We start from the raw sequence: 21,509 nt of genomic DNA, 5'->3' as shown, positions 1-21,509 counted from the left end.
TATAATCACGAGGCAAAATCATTACAAGACTCTTTCCTCTGAGAATGAACGTTTTCACCAATATAAAACGCATTTTTGCTAACCCACCATACTCTCATATGAGCACACTGCAAATCATACAAAGTATATTGGTCTTTATTTTGTAAAATCTCATAAATATTGTGCTCAATCAATCTATTACAATCATCTCTAGAAGCTTTTTTATCTTTATTAAAATACGGATTAAAGCTAATCAACGCAAAGAGGAGGTCATTACTAGACACATAATCATTATTCCCATCTTTCGATATCACATCACTTTTCGCAGAGTCTAGAACAATTAGAGTTGTTTTGTCACAATCAGCATTTCCAATATATTTAGCATTAACAACGTATATAAATTTATTACCATGACCATCATGGCAAACACTTTCAGGAATACCAAGATCTTTATGAGGCAAAAATCCACATATAACAGGGCCAGCAATAGAACGATCTCGTGCACGATATGGAACAGGAATTCTTCCTGTCATTTGCATATAATGCTTAATAGCTTGAAGAACCACACCTTTATTTTCAATTGTTCTAGCATCTCTCTTTATTTTCGTCAAAGTTGAAAAAACTGAAATCATACCACCCATACTAATACTAAATATAGCCAAAACCAATGCAGCTTCTATGAGAGAAATGCCGCAAGTTTCAAATGCTAATCTTTTCAAGAATGCTGAAAAAGCCTGAAATCTTAAGAATAATTTTTTCATACTTTAAATATCTTATTTTAATACAAATTAAGTTCAATTCTTACAACTCCATCTTTCACACCCTCTTCTCCTTCTTTAGCATCATAAGAAGCATCATATCCAGCATTCTTTAATTTCTGAACTAAAAATTTCAATTGCTTCTCTTTAAAAAGACCTCCACCTTTTGGTTCAATTAATAAAAATTTCTTACTACCATCTATCTGAATATAAAATTTTGCACTTTGAAAAACACTAAAATCACTTTCTGTACCAATTTCTTCCACCATAACATTAATACGCGACACATCTTCAACAATTTTGTTCATCTTAGCACTAAAAACAAGATCAGATCCATATTTAGCAGCTCCACCAATAACCAAACTAGCAACAATAAGGACAATAGCACTTTCAATTATAGAGAGACCAACCTCTTGACAAAAAAGCCTCTTAACAAGAATCAATGTTTTTATATACAAAGTCTTAATTTTGTTAAATAAAAACGCCCAAAACAATCTCATTCTATAAGATTTAATATACTATCAAGTATAATACACATTTTTATACAATAAAGCAATTAATGATTAGTAATACAATATTTTAAAAAACACTAAGAATTAATATAATAATTAGCACAAATTTGTTACGTTATTTAAAAATTTAAATTTTAGATGTATAAATAAACGTAAATAATTTGGGTAAGAAGAAATGATCACATCAAGCTCTCTATTAATTTTCGAAGATTTTTACCAAAAACTTATATTAGAAAAAGAAAACGCATCAAACACAACGAAAGCAAATTTAGAGTCCATAGGAAACTCAATCTCCAATTTAGAATCACATATATACTCATATTATACAACTTTAGCAAACGAGTTAGGGCAAGAGATTGCAACGGAAATTCAGTATATAATGACTAGCATTGCTGATGAAGTATTTTCAGAAACTCAATGGACGGATATAAATGAATGGAAACGTTATCTCCTTGAAGAAAGAATATTCAAATCTCACGTTTCAGGTAGCGCATTTTTCGATAATATAGACTCTTTACTGATGAGTCGAAACGTTAATAGAATTCGATTAGCTGTCATATATTTCCTATCTATATCAATGGGATTTAGAGGTAGTTATTACGCAAAAACCGAACAAAACGATATGATATTATTGCAATATAAGAAGAAATTACTTGATATAATCACAACAAATTCAAATACAAATAAATACGAAAGCAGTCACCTGTTTCAAAAAGCATACATATACACAATAGAGAACTCTAACAATTTCAGAACACAAAAGAAATCGACATTTTCTTATTGGATATCTGCAGTTATCATGATATATATAATGTTTTCTTATGCCATATGGCAAAAAAACACACGAGAGGTATCTACACAAATTCGCGATGCTTTAATAAGTATCAATAGTCTTAATAAATAGAGGATAATATGTTTGAACTATACATTTGGGTAATAACTGCTCTAGTCGTATTAGTAATGATAGTACTGTCTATTTTCACTATTAGATTCATGTACAAATCACTATCTAGCAAAATAAACTATAGATTTATCAGCAAAATATCATCATTTTTCAGCAGATACGGATATATGCCAAAACATGAGATGGCACATTCAATAAAGAGAGGAATGATGATATTAAAAAAGCTTCTCGGAGAAGGTGATTACCTTTACAGAATGCCTTGGTTTATAGTATGCGGAGAAGAAGATTCTGGAAAAAGCACAATAATAAAGTCCATAAAACTATCACATCCCATAGGTTTGCAAAACACTCATGAATTATATGATCCTATATGCAATTGGCATTTCTTTGAAGAAGGAGTGTTAATCGATCTCAAAGGAGATGTGATGCTAGGAAATGATAATTCTTCTTGGAACTTACTCATGAACATATTGCACAACAAGCGAAGACAAAGGCCAATAGACGGCATAGTGCTAACCATATCAGCAGAATCAATGGTAAAATCACAATCAAATCTTCACAAATTCATTCATTCCAGACTTTGGCAAGCACAAAAAATAATTGGAATAAAATTTCCAATATACTTAGTGATAACAAAATGCGATTCAATAAAAGGATTCAGTGATTTTTGTGATAGCATGAGCAAAGAACAACAAAGAGAGATAATCGGATGGTCAAATCCTCATCAAATAGACATTGCTTATGAGGAAAATTGGGCTCATCATGGCTTTGATTCATTTATAGAAGAACTTAGACTAACAACATATAAAATACTATCATCAAAGGATTATGAAGTTGAAAAAAGCCAAAACATAGCATTTTTAGCGAAAGAATTCATGAAACTCAGAAGTGCTATTCATGATTTCTGCAATTCTGTATTTCAACCGAACGCGTTTATAGATTCATTCATTTTAAGAGGAATATACTTTACAGGCAATAGTGAATCTACACTTGATTTCATTTCTCAAGAGAAAGACATTGCATTTTGCACTGATCTATTTAAGGATAAGATTTTTAAAGAACAGGGATTGATTTTACCAACAAAAAACACATTTTGGGCAGAAGCAAGAAGCATAAAGATATTAAAAGTATGTATATCACTATGCTTCATAACATTATTCGGATTGTTATACAAAGAAAATTTGTTGTTATACAAGAAAAAATTTATATTAACAAGAGAAATAAACACATTAATGAAGGAGATAATCAACTTGGCTGAGGAAAAAAATCACAGCCACAAAAGTATCTTATATTTTGAATCCAAAATCAAAGCTGTATTGAATTTTATAGAAAAATTTGAATCAAATCAAATGAGATCAATCTTCATACCAACATCATGGATGGGAAAAATATCAACAGACTCAAATGAATTGATAATTCAACTTTACGAAAAATATATATTAAAATCTATAAATATAGTAATCGAGCAAAATATCGAAAACATTTTAAGTAATGAAGAAATTTCGAAATCAACATTAGATAAGAAAAAAGCGATCATACATAATAAAGAACTTGAAGAGTTATTAAATTTTATTAAAGAATTATTAAGAATACAGAAATTGAACTCAAAAATCGAGGCAATCAAAGAGACAAAAAGCTCGAAGTACTTAAGCGATATAATTCAAGAATTATTTAGTTATACCATTCCTCATAAATCGTTAACATACCTACATAAATACCTTGGACTAGCTATCAAAAGGTATGCACTGCCAACGATAGAAATCAAAAAATTTCAGTCAAGAGCTACCAAAAAACTGTTCACAATAATTGAAAATTTCACAGAAAGCATATTTTCAATAAAAAAATCCATGCCCTTCTTGATATCATTACAGAATAGTATACAGAACTTAAATACTTACTCCAATCAGCAAATTACTTATAGAATGCTTAACGAAATTTTAGAATATATGACATTAACAATTAATTACATGAATGATGTGAGAAATGAATGGATTCACAATAATGACTTTTCATCAACTAAAGTATTTACTGAGATGTACGATGACATAAAAGCATGTGAATTTTTCGATAAAAATGCGGAGAAAATTCTTTTACAAAAAACCAGGAACAAATTACAAATATTTCAAAACGAAATTCTTAGCTTCAATACAGAAATAACAGGATATTTCTTTCAAAAAGATGATCAAGACATAATTTCTGTATCCCCTAAATTCATGACATTTTATGGAGCCCTAAACTTAATCTTCAACCAATTATCGATGTCTGACATCCCAGATGAAGATATATTAATGCAAGAATTTCAACAAGGTCAGTTATTTACAATATCAGAAGAAAAACTATTAAGAGTGGTAGATTTAATGAATAAATACAAAGAAAACATTTCCCCTATAATACAGGACTTTAGCTTAAAACACAGAAAACAAATTGAGAGATTAATTCAATCATGCATAGGACACAACATTTTCAAAGAACTCGCAGAATCATTTGATCAAATTGCAACCAATCAGCCTGCACTTTCAAATATTGAGCTCTTACAGATAATGCACAACAATTTAAGGAATATAGAGGATAAACTTGAGTTAATAATATTGAACAGCAGGAAATTTCTCACTCCAAAGCATTTAAATGATTTTGCATTTGCAATCGCAAAGTACTGTAAATCGATTCTAGAACTTATAGAGTTATCAATAATAGAGAATAAAATATACACTCCTATTAATTTTGTCATAAATTGTTCATCATTTAATTCACTTCCAGAAGTAATTTTCTTCGCTTATGATGTTGAAAAAGAACAGGAATTAATGAAGCATCTAGTAAATGAAAGAAAGAAATTAAAAGAAATTAGTGAGTACGCAAAAATTCCTCTAAAAATTCTAAAATTGATAAGTACAATAACAGGAGACACAAATAATATTAATAAAAGATGGACGAGATTGCTAAGTGATATAAACTCATACGATGATAAAGATGAATCAAATTCCATATATCAACTGGAAAATTTCATTATCAACGATATGCAATCAGATAAGAGTTACAAAGAAATAGAAAAATCTATTATGGATTATATAAAACATTCTCCTTTTTCACATATTTTTCGTATAATATACAGAGAAATTTTCACACCTTACATTATAATACAAAGGAATAAATTCATCACACTTTACAGAGAAGTTCAGCAATACTTCAACCAAAATATTGCAAATAAATTTCCATTTCAATTAAGCGAAAACAATCAAAAATCAGAATTATCTATAAAAGAAACTATAGATTTTCTAAATTTCTTAAAAGAGAAAGATGAGATTTTTTCAATTTTTCATAAAAACCACAAGCTAAATATCAGTAAAGATGTAAAGAACTTTATAGAATCATTAAATATTCTGCGAAGTCTTTTAGTCATTGAAGATGACTCAATAAAAATAAAAATCATTCTAAAATTTAGAACAAATAGAGACAAAGAAAATCACTCGAAATACATTGCAAATTGGGATATTGCATTTGATGGACAAGGTCTGACACTGAAGCATAATTATAGAGAAAAAATCATTGAAACTGCTTATTACGTAGGACAAAATATATCGATCGCATTCTTATTATCAAATGAGAGTGAATGGCTATTTTTAAAATCCAGAACATGTATTGAAAATATCCAATACCAAGGCAATTGGGCTATATTCAGAATGATCAAAAATCATAGATTTGGTCAAAACATAAAATTCTCACTACCTGTATATAATATAAAATCAAATCCAGTCACATTGTCGACCGTAGATATGTTCATGTCATTATCATTTAACCAAAATCTGCCAATTTCATTTCCACATATAGCACCTAAAATAGAAGAAAGCATCTATACAAACGACTCTGTATACGGAATAGTATTAAATGAGGAGGAATAAGGTGAATAACACAATAAATAACAAAAATATTAAAGAAAATTCTCAAAACGAAACAAATGTCGAGAAAATCACACCAAAATTCATAAAAAAATATCAAGAAATCTTGCAAATATTCTCAAATAAAGGAAGAAATGTTCGATATGAAAGCGTTTACGATGAGATTATATTGCAAAGAGAAAATAACTACCAAGATGAAGACGATAAAGGAATATGGCAAGAAAAAGGTAGAACACAAGATTGGACAAAAATAATCGACATATGCACAGAAGTCCTGATAAATTCATCAAAAGACTTACAGATTCTTGCATGGCTTATTGAAGCAACACTGCACAAATACGGCATAAACGCACTTCTCGAATGCATATCCATATTTGCTGAATTTTTAATAGAAATTCCAGAGATGTACCCTGAATCTCCTGATGCACAGGATAATATCGTCGAGTGGATAGACAAAACTGCCAATAAAATCATTCTCAAAAATGAGGTAGAAAATGAATTTGATTCACGTATCTTGTTAGAACAGATTATTGGCAAAGCAAAAAATCCAAAGAATCAAGAAAAAGAATTAATACAAAAAACAGCATTGATTCAATCACATTTAAATGAAATAGAAAATATAGAATCGTCGATGACCAAAATTGAAAGAAATTTTAGAGATAATGCAAAACCATTTGCATCATACTTCTTCAAGAATACAATAGAGACTCTAAAAATATACAAAAATTACGTAAACGATAATATATGTTCAAAACAAAAAGTAAATGAAAGCAATACAACAGAGCAAATATCAGAGAATAAATTGTCAGACATTCATAACATGATAAAAAAAATTCTAGAAGAAAAACCTCATGAAATATCAACATATATACTGAATCAGTTCTTAATATGGGAGAACAAAACATTTGTTGATTTTGTCAATAAATACGGCAAAGACAAAAATGAATTCTTTACGATTCTGAAATTCCTTGGCATAGACAAAAATGAGTAGAAATCCACATCTTTTTTAAGATTATCAGCGCATAGATAATTCTATGAACAGATAAAATTTTCATATCTAAATTTTACAATTTTCTTTTGTTGACATAACATGATCAATATTTTTTAATATAAATATTAATATTGGGATTAAATATATCTCACAAATTCAAGGTCATTCATATATGATAACGAGATTGTTAGCACACAAAACAAACATCAATTACAGTAGACAAAAATTTAATAGCAATCCATCGCATAAATACATCAAATAAGCATGATAAATCATAATCAAGATAACAGAAATCATGATAATTTATGAAGTATGAGTGCAAAATCATCAAAATATTGTACACTGAAACATATCTCTTCAAATCTCACGTAATGTTTCTTAAAGAAATATTAATCTCTGGATCAAAAGTACTTCCAATTATCGAGGGAGGTAAAGGCATTTCGATATCAAACGGAATAACCGCAGGATATTGGGCTGCAAAAAACGGGATTGGCACTTTTTCAGGAGTAAATGGCGATGTATACGATGAAATGGGTAATTTACTGAAACTGATATACAAAGGTAAAACCAGAAAAGAACGACATGAAGAATTAATCGCACACGGAATTAAAGCTGGGATAGCACAAGCAAAGATAGCTCACGATATATCAAACGGAAATGGAAGAATTCATATGAATGTATTGTGGGAGATGGCAGATGTAAAACGAGTCCTAAACGGTATTCTCACTGGCACAAAAGGATTAATTCACGGAATAACTTGTGGAGCAGGCATGCCTTACGAATTATCAAAAATCGCAGCACAGTTCAAAGTATTTTATTACCCCATAGTCTCATCAGCCAGAGCTTTTAATATACTTTGGCAAAGAGCTTATAAAGATGTATCAGAATGGCTGGGCGGAGTAGTATATGAAGATCCCTGGAAAGCAGGCGGACATAACGGATTGAGCCGCAAAGAAGATTCAAACATTCCTCAAGATCCATATGAAAGAGTAGCAGAATTAAGAGAATCAATGAAAAATGCAAACTTAGATTCAATTCCCATAATAATGGCAGGCAATGTTTGGCGACTTAAGGAATGGGAAAGTTGGATTGATAATGCCGCAATAGGTCAAATCGGATTTCAATTTGGTACGAGACCATTATTAACAAAAGAGAGCCCAATTCCAGATTTATGGAAAAGACGATTATTGGAAGTGCGCAAAGGAGAAACTTTACTGCACAAATTTAGCCCTACAGGATTTCACTCTTCTGCAGTCTACAACGATTTTTTAAAGAATTTAGTTTCACGATCTAGCCGTCAAATTGCTTTTTTATCAGAAAAATCTGATGAATTCTGCAACAAAATAAATATAGGCCTCAACGACGTTTTTATAACTGATGTCGACTACATTAAATCTCAAGAATGGGCAAGCAAAGGCTTTACAAAAATCATGAAAACTCCAGATAAAACAATCATATTCACAACTCCAAGTGATGCAACTCAAATAAGAAGAGACCAAATATCATGCATGGGATGCTTAAGTCAATGCAAATTCAGCAATTGGAGTCAAGAAGGCGAAGCTCATACAACTGGATTAATTCCAGATCCGAGATCGTTTTGCATTCAAAAAACATTGCAATATATAGTACACGCGGACGAGGTTTGCATAAACGGATTTAGCATAAAAAAATCTCCACAAGAAATCGCAAATCACATAAAAAATGCAGAAACCTTCATGAGTCAGCAAGGTAACAACGTAGAAACACATCCACTCATCGATTTGCATTACGAATTAGCCTCTTCAAAAACTGTAAATGTATCATTAGAAGAGTCGTACAATTGTGATACATCTGCTTTTGATGACAATCTTATGTTTTCTGGACATTCTGTTTATAGATTTTCCGAAGACGAATTGTACTATAAAATACAAGATGGAAAAAAAATAGTAAATATTCCTACCATAAGCGAACTGGTTGATACCATTTTGATGGGCAATTAACATAAGCTTACTGAAATTTGTACAAATCGCCTAAAAGATCGGTTTGTCAAAATCATTTTCTCATTATCTAAAACTCTTTTCAACTTTACAATGAAGAGTCTTTTATAGAAGTACCATACTACATTAGTCAACACATACAATATTCTCAATAAATCTGACCATAAGATAATGATATAATCAGCAAAAAACATAATTTACATCTACACAACAACTAAGTCAAAAAATAATCATCACCATCTGTAGATTCTTCCTCATCATTTATATAATCAATATGACTAGAAAGTATTAGATTATGATCGTAATGAAATTTGGTGGCTCAGTTTTAGGAACATACAGAGATTTATCAACATCATTGGAAAGTTTGTATAATATAATACTACCTTATTTGCTCATAAAAAAGGACAAACGCGAACCAAAGGTCATCATTGTTCTATCAGCATTTAAAGAAATAACAAGAAAATTGAGCAATATAAACTCTAGCCTTAATTTCAATCCAAAATCATCAGATGAAATCCTTTCATATGGGGAGATATTAACATGCTCAGTTGTGCAAAAATATTTAGAACAAATGAATATAAGTGTAAAATCTTTTCATTCTCACTTCTTGAAGTGCACAGATCTTAATTTAATATTGACAGATAGTAAACATTCGTTCGCTAACATTTTACATATTGACAATCGAAGCATAGAATCAGCTGATAGCGATGTAGTACTAATTCCAGGATTTATAGGGAAAGATGAAAAAAATACCATCACAACTCTCGGGTTTGAAGGATCTGATATAACAGCAATCACAGTTGCAATATCTATAAAATCAACGCAATGTATATTCTTCAAAGATGTTGGAGGAGCATACACAACAAATCCATCTAGCATAAAATCAGCACGATTATTCGAAATATTGACATATAAAGAAGCAATTGCAATGAGTAAAATAGGTTGTAGATTATTGCATACAAAATGTATCAAAATTGCTCAAAAACATAATATAAGTATATTGATTAAAGATATTTTAGAAACTAAAACTACAACAATCAATGCAAATAAAAACAACTCATTCAAATTTTTTTGTATACAATCAAATATTTTTGATAAATCGTTTAATTCAGTTGAAGATCACAAAATTAATATATCTATCCACAAGATACACAAAAAATATCTACTAAGTATGGTAGAAAAATATGGACTCAAAATGCAAAATGCTTTTGAAGAAGATGAATTTTTCTTTCTAATGTCGTCCGTGAGCAAGGTAAATGTTCAAGAAACTACAGACATAATTCGTGAAATAAATGATGAGTTAATTTCCATGATATTCAATAATACAATTGGAATAGATTTCACATATTCATCGTAGTATCATTACTGGAGCTGAACTACTTTTCATATGTTAAACGATATAAAATCAATAAGACAAAGCAAATTTGCTAGCCAAATTGCTAAAGCTGTAGCAAACGGGTTCATTGCATACGATATATGTGATATATCAGTAATAGATGCAAAAGTAAGTAAAGATTTGAAGTATTGCAACATAATAGTAACAGGCAAAAATATGAATAGCCAAGAAACAATAAAAAAAGCTAATTCATTTATACTCAATATTAATAATTACATAAAGTCAAAAGTGTACTTCAAAAGTATGCCAAAAATAAGGTTCTGTCCCTATGATGAGAAATTTCAAATCAATAGTGGATTACTATATTAATTTTTTCACTAAATTTAGCAAAAGTCAGGAACAACATGTAATACCATACATCAGCAAAGACAAGCCAACTCTATAAAAAGTCAGCAACAACATACCATAGCGATATGTAAGAAGATTAATTGCAAATCTCATCACAAATAATCCAACTGCAAAAGCACTTAACACACACACAATATGTGAAAGAATATCATTATAATCAAATTCACTCATTGAAAATATTATAGATCCAAAAACAGCTGGAATAGAAAATAATAGTCCGTATCTTATACTAGTCTTCAGATCATAATTCATTAACCTCATAGCAATCATACACATACCAAGGCGACTCATACCTGGAAATATCGATAACACCTGAAATGTACCGACTACAAATGCATGAAATATACTCAAAGACCCTTCTTTGGATTTGCAAAATCTATTCACCAAAAATACAACGATTGCAAATATTGCATTCAGTGCAGCCATGGTCTTTAAATCGTAATCTGCTCTATTTATGAACATAGCACCAATGCAAATTGGGAAAGTTGCTGCAAACATAATATCAATTTGAGATATATTAAAAAAATGCTTAAAATCAATCATTCCTCTAATTAAATCCAAAAATCCGTTTATTGATTGAAAAATATACGATCGAAAAAACACAAGTAACGCGAACATCGTTCCGCAATGAGCAGAAATAATAATTGCATCATCTCCATAATTTACAAGATCCTTAAATAAATTTAAATGCATCGAAGAACTAATAGGAAAAAACTCAGCTAATCCTTGAATGATACCTATAATTATTGCCAAAATACCGCGTTCTGTGATATCCATATTCATGAATTAAATAACTATGGAATGGTACATATACAATGAACAGATTTTCAAGCGAAAGAGAACAAAATGCTTCATCATACATACTCCATCATAATATTTTATGCCCATTTTCGAGGTATATAAGAATAATGCTTGCAGAATGCAATGTGAATTTTAAAAGTCATGTTCAGGGTAACACATTTGAGCACTCACAAATGGATCTGTCACCAATATTGATTGTAAACAAATATGATGAAGCAATCGACATTCCAGGAACTTATGCAATAATCGAATACCTACAGCAAGAATATAATATTTTTTCCACAGATATAAAGCGATCGTCAAATGCAAGAGCAATCTGTGAAATATTCAATAATCAATTTTATTACGAAATTCTAATACCGATTATAAATGAAAAAGTTATAAAGTTCTATAAAGATAGAACAGCTCCAGATTCGAGAATTCTATTTGCAAAACAAATTGAAGGAGATGCATTTTTTAAGATTCTCAACGAAATTCTTGAAAATAAAAACTGCTTATCAAATGACAAGCTTTCTGTTGCAGATTTTTGCGTTGCATCTCATATATCTTGCCTAGATTACTTTGGCATGATACCTTGGAATAAGTGGACATTATTAAGAAGATGGTACTCGAGAATAAAATCTAGACCATCTTTTAGCAGAATATTACTAGACAAAATACCATTAATCAACTCAGCAAAGCATTATGCAATTCTTGATTTTTAACACACGCTTTTACTATTTCTCATTAAAAACTTTCTGTATTTTTCCAGCTTTAAAAAATGGAACGTTTTTTTCCATCACTTGAACAATTTGTTTCGTTCTTGGATTGACTATAACGCGCGATTTTCTGTTTTTCGTGAAAAATCTACCAAAGCCACGAATTTCCACTTGCTGACCATGTGATAAAGCGTATTTAATCGCATTAAACACTTCCACTACTCTGTCATCTATATCTTTCATGGAAAAGTTTTTAAACCTAAATTTCATCATTTTGACTAAATCCGACTTATTCATAATAATCGTAAGAAATACACATAATGTAGTATTATCGATAAGATACTAACTTTCTATGAATGAACAATCTAAATTAATATTATTAAATATTCTTTTTTTGGCAGATTCAAACTAATATTGTAAATTATACTGCCTAAGAGAATGTATATCATAAGATCAGATTACTCAAATTCTATTGAAATTATGGGAAAAACAATGAATTTAGTACTAGATGGAGGCAGAGATAAAATACTATTTTTTGAATATGAAGAGTGCTACACAATCGGTAGAAGCGGATCAGAAGAAGATATATTAAAATCAACATCAATTCCAGTTTTTCACTCTTCTAGAGGAGGAAAAACAACATACCACGGTCCTGGACAACTGATTGTTTATCCAATTATTAATCTCAAAAAAAATAACTTATACATATCTGATTATGTAAAATTATTACAAGAATCAATAATCAACACATTAAATGAAATTGGAATCGAAGCTCAAGTAAAAAACTCTGTCGGAGTATGGACAAACGAAAAAAAAATTGCATCAATTGGCTTGCGAGTAAAAAAAGATGTAGCATATCACGGCGCGTCCATTAACATATCATGTAATCTATCTCCATTTCATAACATCTTAACTTGTGGAGAACAAAATGCAAAAGTAACCTCTTGCCTAGAGATGGGATCTTCAATTACACTCAACGATTTTGCAACAAAATTTTATAATAAACTTAAATATTCACTTGATATAAACATATCATCACTTCACTCACTTGCACTAGTTTAAAATTAGACATCGAAGAATAGAACTTGCACAATTTCGCTCAAGAAAATAAAAACTCTGTAGCATACAAATATAAAAAAATCAAATTGAAGCAATACATCTATGCGAAATAATCAACGTCAAGTAATATCAATTGTTGAAAACTAAAACTAATAATGCACAACAAATCTGTTGAAGCAAATAAAAATAATTCTATGATGCAAATACTTATATCTTGCATGATCGGAAATGCCATAGAATGGTACGATTTTGCACTTTATGGATTTTTCGCTCCAACATTTGGGAAATTGTTCTTTCCTGAATCTGATACAGTAGCATCATTGATGGCCTCATTAGGAATATTCGCAATGGGATTTGTAATGCGACCAATCGGCGCTGTATTTTTCGGTCATATAGGTGACAAGCTTGGAAGATCAAAATCTCTTATAATATCTATGTATATGATGGCAATACCAACTGCAGCCATATCTGTACTACCCACATACGAAATGGTTGGATGGCTAGCACCTCTATTGTTAACAATCATAAGATTAATGCAAGGGTTTTCGATGGGTGGAGAATTCACTGGATCAATGATTTTTGTATCAGAACATTCTCCCAATAACAAAAGAGGACTATACGGAAGTTGGATAATTTTTAGCGTTGTATTCGGAACGTTGATCGGTTCATGTATTTCAAGTCTATTATTTTTTCTTCTATCAAATCACCAGATCATGTCGTGGGGATGGAGAATTCCTTTCGTAATAAGCATAATGGGAGGCTTAATTGGTAAAAAACTAAGACAGCAAGTGAGCGAATCCAAAGAATTCATATCTATGAAAAAATCAAATACTCCACTTCTTGATGTTATGAAAAATTATAAAAAAAATGTCGGAATCGTAATGTTGATTGATATGACTGTCGCTATCGGGTTTTTTATAATCACTCTTTTTGTACCATCATACTTACAAACAATTGTAGGAATCGAATCAAAAATCTCATTATTAATAAATACTATCGGAATGACATGCTTTGCAATCACAGTACCAATAATTGGACAATTCCTCGACAAATTTTCTAAAATCAAAATAATGATGATATCATGCGTGCTATTCTTTATATTTTCATACATCTCATTTTGCTATTTTTTTGACACTTCAATGGTAAAAGTATGCATCGCATATTGTTTTCTAACCATAAACATGGGTATATATTACGCACCTCTTTCATCATTACTATCTGAAATATTTCCTCTAAATATTCGCTACTCTGGAGTTTCCATATCACACAACTTGAGCATGACGATTTTTGGAGGAACAGCACCTGTTCTCATGGCAATGTTTAGCAAATATAATATTTTAGCACCAAGCTTTTACTTAATGTTTGCAGGAGTGGTTTCATTTATCGGCTTAATAGCATTAAAAAATAACAAAGTACAATATACTTTGCAAAGTTAATAATATTTTTGATAGATTGAATTGATTAATATCAATTTTCATTGCGATAGTTAATAAATATTCGATCAAAAGAATTGCAACAATATCTTTATCTTTTTAAAACCAACAAATGTTAGTAGAAATTAATGCTATATCATTACAAAAAAAACTATCCATTTAAATCGCTAGCTAAAAGTCAATGATTTCAAATTTATATCATAAACAAATTTGAAGCAAAATACTCCCATAATTATATCTTTTCGACTGCCTTTTGAAAAACACACCAGATGTTAAATAGATATATTAACATGTCAAACTATTATTTTTATTTATAAAGTAAATCAATGACAGCTAATAATATTACAAATAGCCCTCTTGTGATATGAAAAATTTCAGTTCAATGGTAAAAAAAATTTTCAAAACTTGCATTCATAAAAGGAAATTGACATAAAATTACAATATATAAACATAAAACAATGAAAAGTTACTCTCGCCAAAAATTTCTTCAAGATATACACAAAGTTTTTTCTGAATCATTAACATCGGGTCAGCTCAATATTAGCCTCAAAGCACTTGAACTAATATCAAAATACGTAGATCAAGACACATGCATCGAATTTGAAGATATTTCTATCGAAGACCTTGATCAAATAATCGACTCTATCCAAAGAGCAATAGACAAATTGCAAATAAAAAATACGAAGCAAACCCATGAAACTGAATTAAAGTAAGAATATAACGCCAGAAATCAACTCTCGCCAAAAATTTCTTCAAGATATACACAAAGTTTTTTCTGAATCATTAACATCTCGTGATGTTAGATCAAACCATTTATATGTAATATAAACAACCTGATAATCGCAAAAAATACAATCAGAGGAAGAAAATTTCTTCCATAATCATACAACTCAAAAAATCCGGGTATTTTTCATAAAACAAAAGTAATCTATTGATAGAAATAAATCAATCTTTGAGAGATATGGAAAAATCAATTTCACACAAATCAATACTTCCACATCAAGAAGTTAATTCACAAAGACCTTCACTGCACACCATCTGCAATCAATATATCATCAATCAACATCTTTGCATTACTTCCACATCAAGAAGTTAATTCACAAAGACCTTCACTGCACACCATCTGCAATCAATATATCATCAATCAACATCTTTGCATTACTTCTTGAGAGAGGATGCCCAAAAATAATCACATCTCCATTCAATGGAGTAATCTTACACCCAGTCTTGATACAAATATCTCTCAAAATCTTACGATTAATCAATTCCTTAAGTTTTTCTCTTCCGACTGTTATTCTGGTTATGACAGCATTTTCATCAAAATCCTCGATATAGCCTATTATCGCATCCATTACTCCTAGAATGCTTTTCAATCCAATAACACCATATTTCATGGCTTCAATTATAACCTCAAGAGGAATCGGCTTCTTGACATCTAACTGAATTGCATTAATACCATTTTCAGTCCCAGTAATCTTAAAGTCCATATCTCCTAAATCATCTTCAACACTATTGATATCAGAAATAATAACATACTCATCTTCATTACTTACAACACCTATGGCAATTCCAGCAACGTTTGATTTTATAGGAACATTTGCATTTCTTAGAGCACAAATTGCTCCACAAACACTGGCCATAGAAGATGATCCATCAGACTCTGTAATATCAGATACCACTCGAATGGAGTATGGAAATTCAGAGAATTCAGGTAAAACAGATGAAATTGCTTTTTTAGCTAAAGCTCCATGCCCAATTTCTCTCCTACCAGGAGAAGCAGATTTACTCACTTCTCCGACTGCAAATTGAGGAAAATTATAGTGAAACATAAAATTTTCTCTTCTTTCTAGACCAAATTCCTCAACAACTTGGCAATCATCAGGAGATCCCAATACGACTGATACAAATGCTTGAGTAAATCCCCTAGAAAATAGCGCACTACCATGAGAATTTTTCAATAATCCCATATCACACGAAATATTTCTAATATCATTCACTCCCCTACCATCTATTCTTCGATTATGAGACAAAATCAGAGTCCTCATAGAAATTTTCTTAAAATCAGTAATAGCAACATTAATCACACTTAAAGGATAATCTTCACGAAATTTATCTACTATTTCATCACAAATCCTTTCTTGATCAACATCATTCAACTCATACCAAGATTTATCATAAAGCTTCTCGTATAAATCACAAAGCTTGGGCATTAAATCTTCATACAAATCAAGATGATCTTCAATTTCGACATCTCTTGAGTAACGCACAGCAAAGCTATCTCTGTTATCAATAAATGTTGTTACAAAATCATTAATAAATTGATAGATATCATCTATCTTATTCATGGCAAATTCAATCGCTTTCACAACTTGTTGCTGAGGAACTTCGCACAATCTAGCTTCTAACATCACAATGCCATCTTCATTTCCAGCAACAACCATATCCATCTCGTTCGTAGCAGTAGTAGTAAAATGACCATTTAGTAGACCAACTCTACACGGAGCAACAAAATCCACAACAGGAACAGGTGAGATATGAATAGCAATCTCAGCTGCAATTATCGACAATATCTCTACATCATCACCTTGCTCAAAATCCTTCAATTCACAAACAATCTGTGTTTCATTACGAAACATTTTATGTATAGTAGGACGAATGATTCTATCAATTGTTCTGGAGATCAATATCTCAGAATTCGATTGTCGCCCCTCCCTTTTCAAAAAACCACCAGGAATACGACCAAAAGCGTAATCTTTCTCCTGATATGTCACTTTAAGTGGAATAAACTGAATATCTTCCACTCTATCTTTCCCAACAGAAACCGTACACAAAACAGATGACCTACCATAAGTAGCATATACTGACGCAACATTCCTAGCTATCCTCGCAGTCTCAACTGATAAAACCTTTCCGTTGTACTCCATTTCTTTTCTCAAAATCTTCAACACGATCATAAAATTTAGACACTTAACGAGTATACAACAAATAAGAGAAATTACTAGAATATTCAGCTATATAAATATAAAATCAACAAGAGTAATTGATATAAATAACAAAAATAAAAAAAACCATAATCTATTGTTGTAAGCAAATAAATTCTTCGTTCAAAAAACAACTTAAGCAGATAAAAACAACTAAAAAGCCATTATTAACACTCAAACGTAAAAATGAAACTAATTTCTTATACCCAACTTCTTTATCAGATTAGTATATGAATCAAACCTTTCTCGCTTCAGATATTTCAACAATCTTCTTCTTTTACTAACTTTCTTCACCAATCCATACATAGAGTGATTATCCTTTTTATGGACAGACAAATGAGCTGTCAAATCCTTAATTTCCTTAGTAAAAATAGCAATCTGCACTTCAGGTGAGCCTGTATCAAACTCACTTAACTTAAAAGAACTTATCACATCAACCTTCCACTGTGTACAAGAAACCATAATACCTCCTATCTTTCAACAAAAACACTTAATGACCGCAAGATAGGTTCACTCGCCACACGTCGAACAACAATAAAAACATTATTCAGACACAAAAGCTCAGGATATCTCACTAACAAATTTAAAGGAATGCTCTGTCCATACAACAAACTCAGTGCATAAGAATCACTAACATTCAGCTTATGTTTACCTATCATGATACTATCAAATGGCAAAACGAACAACACCTCATTATCAGGCAGATATCATAAATAGTCCATATCAAAAAGCATGATTTACATCAAAAAAATGTATTTTAGATCTGAAAATTCCTTAATCACTAGTATTTCCAATAAGTCTTACATATAATGGTGATATAAATCCAAGAAATACACTTGACAAAAAATTGATATTTGATAAATCGGCATTAAATAATTCATATCATCATAATTTACTTTCTTAAAAAACCAAAAGTCCAAATTAAAAGAGATTTCTTATACAAAAACATACTCTGACATTGAAGTTAAATATATTGCAACTCGTGTATCTTAACAGAACAAAATCAAGCAAAATCAGCATAATACACAAATACAATCACAAAACGAATGAGAATATAATCACACGATGTTATAACTGATCAAAATTCAATCATTTCACTTCACATATTGCTAACACTAACAATCACCAGCCATTCTTATCGTTGTACATCAAGATTCTGCAACACTTCATTTGAGACATTAGAATTTGCTGACCTAACAGAATCATTAGATAGAACGTAACCACGCCCCCAAACTGTTTGTATTATCTCCGCAGCATCATTTCCAGCAATTACCGACAACTTCTTTCTAAGCTTGCATATAAAAACATCTATTATCTTCGCTTCTGGTTCGTCAATTCCACCATACAACATATTCAATAGCATGTCTTTAGACAAAACCTTTCCCATATAGACCGATAGATACTGCAGTATACTATACTCAGTCCATGTAAGCTTAATTTCCTTACCATCGCCAGATTGATGTCCATCTGGAACAAATCTCACCATTCTAGCGCCCATATCAACAACAATATTCTTATGAATTTTTATTATTAAACTAGAATGACCTTTTGATCTTCGAATAACACTTTGAACTCTAGCAATCAATTCATTTCTATTAAACGGCTTTGTCAAATAATCATCCGCGCCATACTCTAATCCCTTCACCTTGTTAGCAGGATCAATTAGTCCAGACAAAATCAAAACAGGAGTGTTAATACACTGCGTGCGAAGTTTTTTGAGAACATCATATCCATCCATATCAGGCAACATTAAATCTAATATGATCAGGTCGTAATTGTATATTGATGCAATTTCCAAACTGTCAAGACCAAGATTAACTGTATCACACAAATATCCCTCAGACTTCAGCATCAGTTGGACCAACATCACGGTTGGATTATCATCTTCGATAAATAAAATCCTCATTAACTATAGAATAAACATCGTTGTCTACCAGTATATTATGATTTGTTTAAATATTCCATAGTTTTTATTAATTTGTTTCTCCTTCTTACTAGATTTTTTCTTAAAGCACTTGATAAATTACTGTCTTTTATTTGTTTTTTTATTATCGAAGATTTAATTTTTACATACATTTCATTTTTTACTGTATCGGTAGTAATTTGTTTACTATTTTTTTTAAAACGTGTACTATTCGCACAGCATATTATGTTAATAAACTGCAGAGTAAAATACGCAAGCATCTTTGCATAAGATTAATGAATCTGTAATTGTAACATTCAATAAAAATCAACTCAATCAAATAAAATTTAATTTACGAATAAATTTCAGCAATTTACTTCAAGCTAAACAAGAAGTAAAATACGGAAATATTTTTTAGAATGGAACACTTAGTATGAAAGTTTTGGAACTAAAAAAAGATAAGCTAAGCAGAATATACTTATGCTCTGAAAATCAATCGGCTCTTAATCAAGCAGTAGACTTGTATCTATTACAGATGTCATCCAGAATTCCTGGATTTAGAAAAGTTAAAAGTTTATCATCTTTATCCACAGAAATTAAGCAAGCTAGAATTAAGGCTCTGAGAGAGAAATTGGCTAGTAACATTTCAAGCATATGTCTAGAAAAATTACATGATATATTTGTCAGCTCTATAAAAGATTGTTGCATTGATGAACCAGCTTATGATCCTGAGATATCTCTAAAAACCCAAAATGATAGTGAAGTCATTTTTGAAGCTTCATTTGAAACTTTTGCGAATGATATGAATGAACAAATAAAAATTCCATGTGTCAAAAAGTATATAGCTAAAATCAACGAACAAGATACTCAAGAAATCATGGAAAAAGAGGCAAAAAACCAAAATGTATTTGAGAAAGCAGAAGAAGGTTATGAAATGAAAGAAGATGATACTGCCATAATAGACATGTCAGTGGTAATAAATGGCAAAGAGAATGAGTTATTAACTAAATTTCATACTGAAAAAGGCAATTTTGTAAAAGATATTCAAGAAAAATTAATTGGAGCAAAGAAAGGACAAGAAATACTTATTGACATTGCAATCCCTCCGGATTTTCTAGACAAAATCTTCAAAGCAGGTCTACCACATGTATCAAAAATGAAAAAATTTATGAGCAAACCACTGCAATATAAAATATTTGTTCATGAAATTAGAAAGCGGAAGGTTTTTAAAATTGATGATGAATTTGCAACTCATCTTGGGTTTGAGAAACTTGAAGATCTCATCAAAAACATTGAAACAAAATTATCAAAAAGAGCAGAACAAATCTCAAATACACTTGTTGAAACAGAAGTTATTAATTATTTAAATGAAAACCTAACTTTTGACGTACCTTCTAAACTGCTTCAGCACGAAAAAGAGTTCTACAAAAATAAAACACAAGCAAACAAGTCCAAAGATAATGAAAATTCCCAAAATGAGCTCGATCAGAATGATGAGAAAAAAATAGATATAGACAAAATTGCATTGCAAAATGTCAGATTCAACACTCTAATGCAAAGGTACATAAACAAACATGCACAAATAACTCAGCAAGAAATGCGAATTATGAATTACATCACAAAAGGAAAATATAACAACAATCAGATTTACCATATGATAAGTCGAGATAAATTTATGCAGTATTTGATTTCCAATATTGAAAAATTCGATGAAGAAGAAGTCTCTTTCAATAAGATTAGTGATCTTGCAAGTCAGAAGTAGCAACGTTCAATCTTAATAAATCAAAAAAAACTACAAAACCTTCATATATTATATAAAAATATCATTATAAAATGCAGAGCATTAAAATTGAAAAAACACACTTCAAAAATACCTT

Annotated in this window: 19 protein-coding genes; 11 read left to right on the top strand and 8 right to left on the bottom strand. The window is 30.5% G+C overall.

Going from position 1 to position 21,509, the window contains the following annotated elements:
- Positions 1–5: 5 nt before the first annotated feature.
- Together Gromo_RS02635 and Gromo_RS02630 are read right to left on the bottom strand one after the other, a co-directional pair.
- Complete coding sequence (locus tag Gromo_RS02635) at positions 6–740, bottom strand: type II secretion system protein (RefSeq protein WP_231158909.1); 735 nt, start codon at positions 738–740, stop codon at positions 6–8.
- 17 nt (positions 741–757) lie between these two features.
- Entirely contained in the window at positions 758–1,237 is a 480-nt protein-coding gene (locus Gromo_RS02630) for a hypothetical protein (protein ID WP_231158908.1), read from the bottom strand.
- A gap of 187 nt (positions 1,238–1,424) precedes the next feature.
- Here Gromo_RS02630 and Gromo_RS02625 point away from each other — a divergent pair, with 187 nt between their 5' ends.
- From Gromo_RS02625 to Gromo_RS02600, 6 genes are all read left to right on the top strand, one after another.
- Entirely contained in the window at positions 1,425–2,153 is a 729-nt protein-coding gene (locus Gromo_RS02625) for a DotU family type IV/VI secretion system protein (protein WP_231158907.1), read from the top strand.
- 8 nt (positions 2,154–2,161) lie between these two features.
- Entirely contained in the window at positions 2,162–6,049 is a 3,888-nt protein-coding gene (locus Gromo_RS02620) for a type VI secretion system protein (protein WP_231158906.1), read from the top strand.
- A gap of 1 nt (position 6,050) precedes the next feature.
- On the top strand, positions 6,051–7,037 hold the full coding sequence (locus Gromo_RS02615) for a type VI secretion system ImpA family N-terminal domain-containing protein (protein WP_231158905.1): 987 nt from the start codon (positions 6,051–6,053) through the stop codon (positions 7,035–7,037).
- A 371-nt stretch (positions 7,038–7,408) separates the two neighbouring features.
- Positions 7,409–9,016, top strand: a complete 1,608-nt coding sequence (locus Gromo_RS02610; protein WP_231158904.1) for an NAD(P)H-dependent flavin oxidoreductase — start codon at positions 7,409–7,411, stop codon at positions 9,014–9,016.
- Between the two features lie 292 nt (positions 9,017–9,308).
- On the top strand, positions 9,309–10,370 hold the full coding sequence (locus Gromo_RS02605) for an amino acid kinase family protein (RefSeq protein WP_231158903.1): 1,062 nt from the start codon (positions 9,309–9,311) through the stop codon (positions 10,368–10,370).
- A gap of 30 nt (positions 10,371–10,400) precedes the next feature.
- The gene (locus Gromo_RS02600; protein ID WP_231158902.1) at positions 10,401–10,718 is read left to right on the top strand and encodes a ribosome-binding factor A; all 318 of its coding nucleotides are present in this window, start codon (positions 10,401–10,403) and stop codon (positions 10,716–10,718) included.
- Positions 10,719–10,742: 24 nt separating this feature from the next.
- Here Gromo_RS02600 and Gromo_RS02595 read toward each other — a convergent pair whose 3' ends face one another.
- Positions 10,743–11,540 (bottom strand): undecaprenyl-diphosphate phosphatase, encoded by a 798-nt coding sequence (locus Gromo_RS02595; RefSeq protein WP_231158901.1) that lies wholly within the window; start codon positions 11,538–11,540, stop codon positions 10,743–10,745.
- A 32-nt stretch (positions 11,541–11,572) separates the two neighbouring features.
- Here Gromo_RS02595 and Gromo_RS02590 point away from each other — a divergent pair, with 32 nt between their 5' ends.
- Positions 11,573–12,262 (top strand): glutathione S-transferase family protein, encoded by a 690-nt coding sequence (locus tag Gromo_RS02590; protein WP_231158900.1) that lies wholly within the window; start codon positions 11,573–11,575, stop codon positions 12,260–12,262.
- Between the two features lie 12 nt (positions 12,263–12,274).
- On the opposite strand, the gene Gromo_RS02585 is transcribed toward Gromo_RS02590, so the two are convergent.
- Positions 12,275–12,553 carry an HU family DNA-binding protein gene (locus tag Gromo_RS02585; RefSeq protein ID WP_231158899.1) on the bottom strand — a complete coding sequence of 93 codons (279 nt, stop codon included), beginning with the start codon at positions 12,551–12,553 and terminating at the stop codon, positions 12,275–12,277.
- Positions 12,554–12,748: 195 nt separating this feature from the next.
- Between Gromo_RS02585 and lipB the strand changes: the two genes are divergently transcribed.
- From lipB to Gromo_RS02570, 3 genes are all read left to right on the top strand, one after another.
- Positions 12,749–13,318, top strand: coding sequence for a lipoyl(octanoyl) transferase LipB (gene lipB, locus Gromo_RS02580; protein ID WP_231158898.1), 570 nt, complete (start codon positions 12,749–12,751; stop codon positions 13,316–13,318).
- Positions 13,319–13,470: 152 nt separating this feature from the next.
- Positions 13,471–14,751, top strand: a complete 1,281-nt coding sequence (locus tag Gromo_RS02575) for an MFS transporter (RefSeq protein WP_231158897.1) — start codon at positions 13,471–13,473, stop codon at positions 14,749–14,751.
- A 455-nt stretch (positions 14,752–15,206) separates the two neighbouring features.
- Entirely contained in the window at positions 15,207–15,461 is a 255-nt protein-coding gene (locus Gromo_RS02570) for a hypothetical protein (protein WP_231158896.1), read from the top strand.
- Between the two features lie 396 nt (positions 15,462–15,857).
- Here Gromo_RS02570 and Gromo_RS02565 read toward each other — a convergent pair whose 3' ends face one another.
- From Gromo_RS02565 to Gromo_RS02550, 4 genes are all read right to left on the bottom strand, one after another.
- Positions 15,858–17,696 (bottom strand): polyribonucleotide nucleotidyltransferase, encoded by a 1,839-nt coding sequence (locus Gromo_RS02565; RefSeq protein WP_231158895.1) that lies wholly within the window; start codon positions 17,694–17,696, stop codon positions 15,858–15,860.
- A 225-nt stretch (positions 17,697–17,921) separates the two neighbouring features.
- Complete coding sequence (rpsO, locus tag Gromo_RS02560; RefSeq protein ID WP_231158894.1) at positions 17,922–18,191, bottom strand: 30S ribosomal protein S15; 270 nt, start codon at positions 18,189–18,191, stop codon at positions 17,922–17,924.
- Positions 18,192–18,199: 8 nt separating this feature from the next.
- On the bottom strand, positions 18,200–18,418 hold the full coding sequence (locus tag Gromo_RS02555; protein WP_231158893.1) for a hypothetical protein: 219 nt from the start codon (positions 18,416–18,418) through the stop codon (positions 18,200–18,202).
- Positions 18,419–18,864: 446 nt separating this feature from the next.
- Positions 18,865–19,635 carry a response regulator transcription factor gene (locus Gromo_RS02550; protein WP_231158892.1) on the bottom strand — a complete coding sequence of 257 codons (771 nt, stop codon included), beginning with the start codon at positions 19,633–19,635 and terminating at the stop codon, positions 18,865–18,867.
- A gap of 430 nt (positions 19,636–20,065) precedes the next feature.
- On the opposite strand from Gromo_RS02550, the gene Gromo_RS02545 reads away from it, so the two are divergent.
- The gene (locus Gromo_RS02545; protein ID WP_231158891.1) at positions 20,066–21,394 is read left to right on the top strand and encodes a trigger factor; all 1,329 of its coding nucleotides are present in this window, start codon (positions 20,066–20,068) and stop codon (positions 21,392–21,394) included.
- Positions 21,395–21,509 lie beyond the last annotated feature (115 nt).

The organism is Candidatus Gromoviella agglomerans, from assembly GCF_021065005.1.
Taxonomy (GTDB): Bacteria; Pseudomonadota; Alphaproteobacteria; order CAJXXZ01.
The sequence above is the reverse complement of the archived record's forward strand: the minus strand, read 5'-3'. Positions and strand labels throughout refer to the sequence as shown.

Coding starts and splice junctions, on each gene's coding strand:
- Gromo_RS02635 (WP_231158909.1), bottom strand. CDS start 740: ATGAAAAAATTATTCTTAAGATTTCAGGCTTTTTCAGCATTCTTGAAA.
- Gromo_RS02630 (WP_231158908.1), bottom strand. CDS start 1,237: ATGAGATTGTTTTGGGCGTTTTTATTTAACAAAATTAAGACTTTGTAT.
- Gromo_RS02625 (WP_231158907.1), top strand. CDS start 1,425: ATGATCACATCAAGCTCTCTATTAATTTTCGAAGATTTTTACCAAAAA.
- Gromo_RS02620 (WP_231158906.1), top strand. CDS start 2,162: ATGTTTGAACTATACATTTGGGTAATAACTGCTCTAGTCGTATTAGTA.
- Gromo_RS02610 (WP_231158904.1), top strand. CDS start 7,409: ATGTTTCTTAAAGAAATATTAATCTCTGGATCAAAAGTACTTCCAATT.
- Gromo_RS02605 (WP_231158903.1), top strand. CDS start 9,309: ATGATCGTAATGAAATTTGGTGGCTCAGTTTTAGGAACATACAGAGAT.
- Gromo_RS02600 (WP_231158902.1), top strand. CDS start 10,401: ATGTTAAACGATATAAAATCAATAAGACAAAGCAAATTTGCTAGCCAA.
- Gromo_RS02595 (WP_231158901.1), bottom strand. CDS start 11,540: ATGAATATGGATATCACAGAACGCGGTATTTTGGCAATAATTATAGGT.
- Gromo_RS02590 (WP_231158900.1), top strand. CDS start 11,573: ATGAACAGATTTTCAAGCGAAAGAGAACAAAATGCTTCATCATACATA.
- Gromo_RS02585 (WP_231158899.1), bottom strand. CDS start 12,553: ATGAATAAGTCGGATTTAGTCAAAATGATGAAATTTAGGTTTAAAAAC.
- lipB (WP_231158898.1), top strand. CDS start 12,749: ATGAATTTAGTACTAGATGGAGGCAGAGATAAAATACTATTTTTTGAA.
- Gromo_RS02575 (WP_231158897.1), top strand. CDS start 13,471: ATGCACAACAAATCTGTTGAAGCAAATAAAAATAATTCTATGATGCAA.
- Gromo_RS02570 (WP_231158896.1), top strand. CDS start 15,207: ATGAAAAGTTACTCTCGCCAAAAATTTCTTCAAGATATACACAAAGTT.
- rpsO (WP_231158894.1), bottom strand. CDS start 18,191: ATGGTTTCTTGTACACAGTGGAAGGTTGATGTGATAAGTTCTTTTAAG.
- Gromo_RS02550 (WP_231158892.1), bottom strand. CDS start 19,635: ATGAGGATTTTATTTATCGAAGATGATAATCCAACCGTGATGTTGGTC.
- Gromo_RS02545 (WP_231158891.1), top strand. CDS start 20,066: ATGAAAGTTTTGGAACTAAAAAAAGATAAGCTAAGCAGAATATACTTA.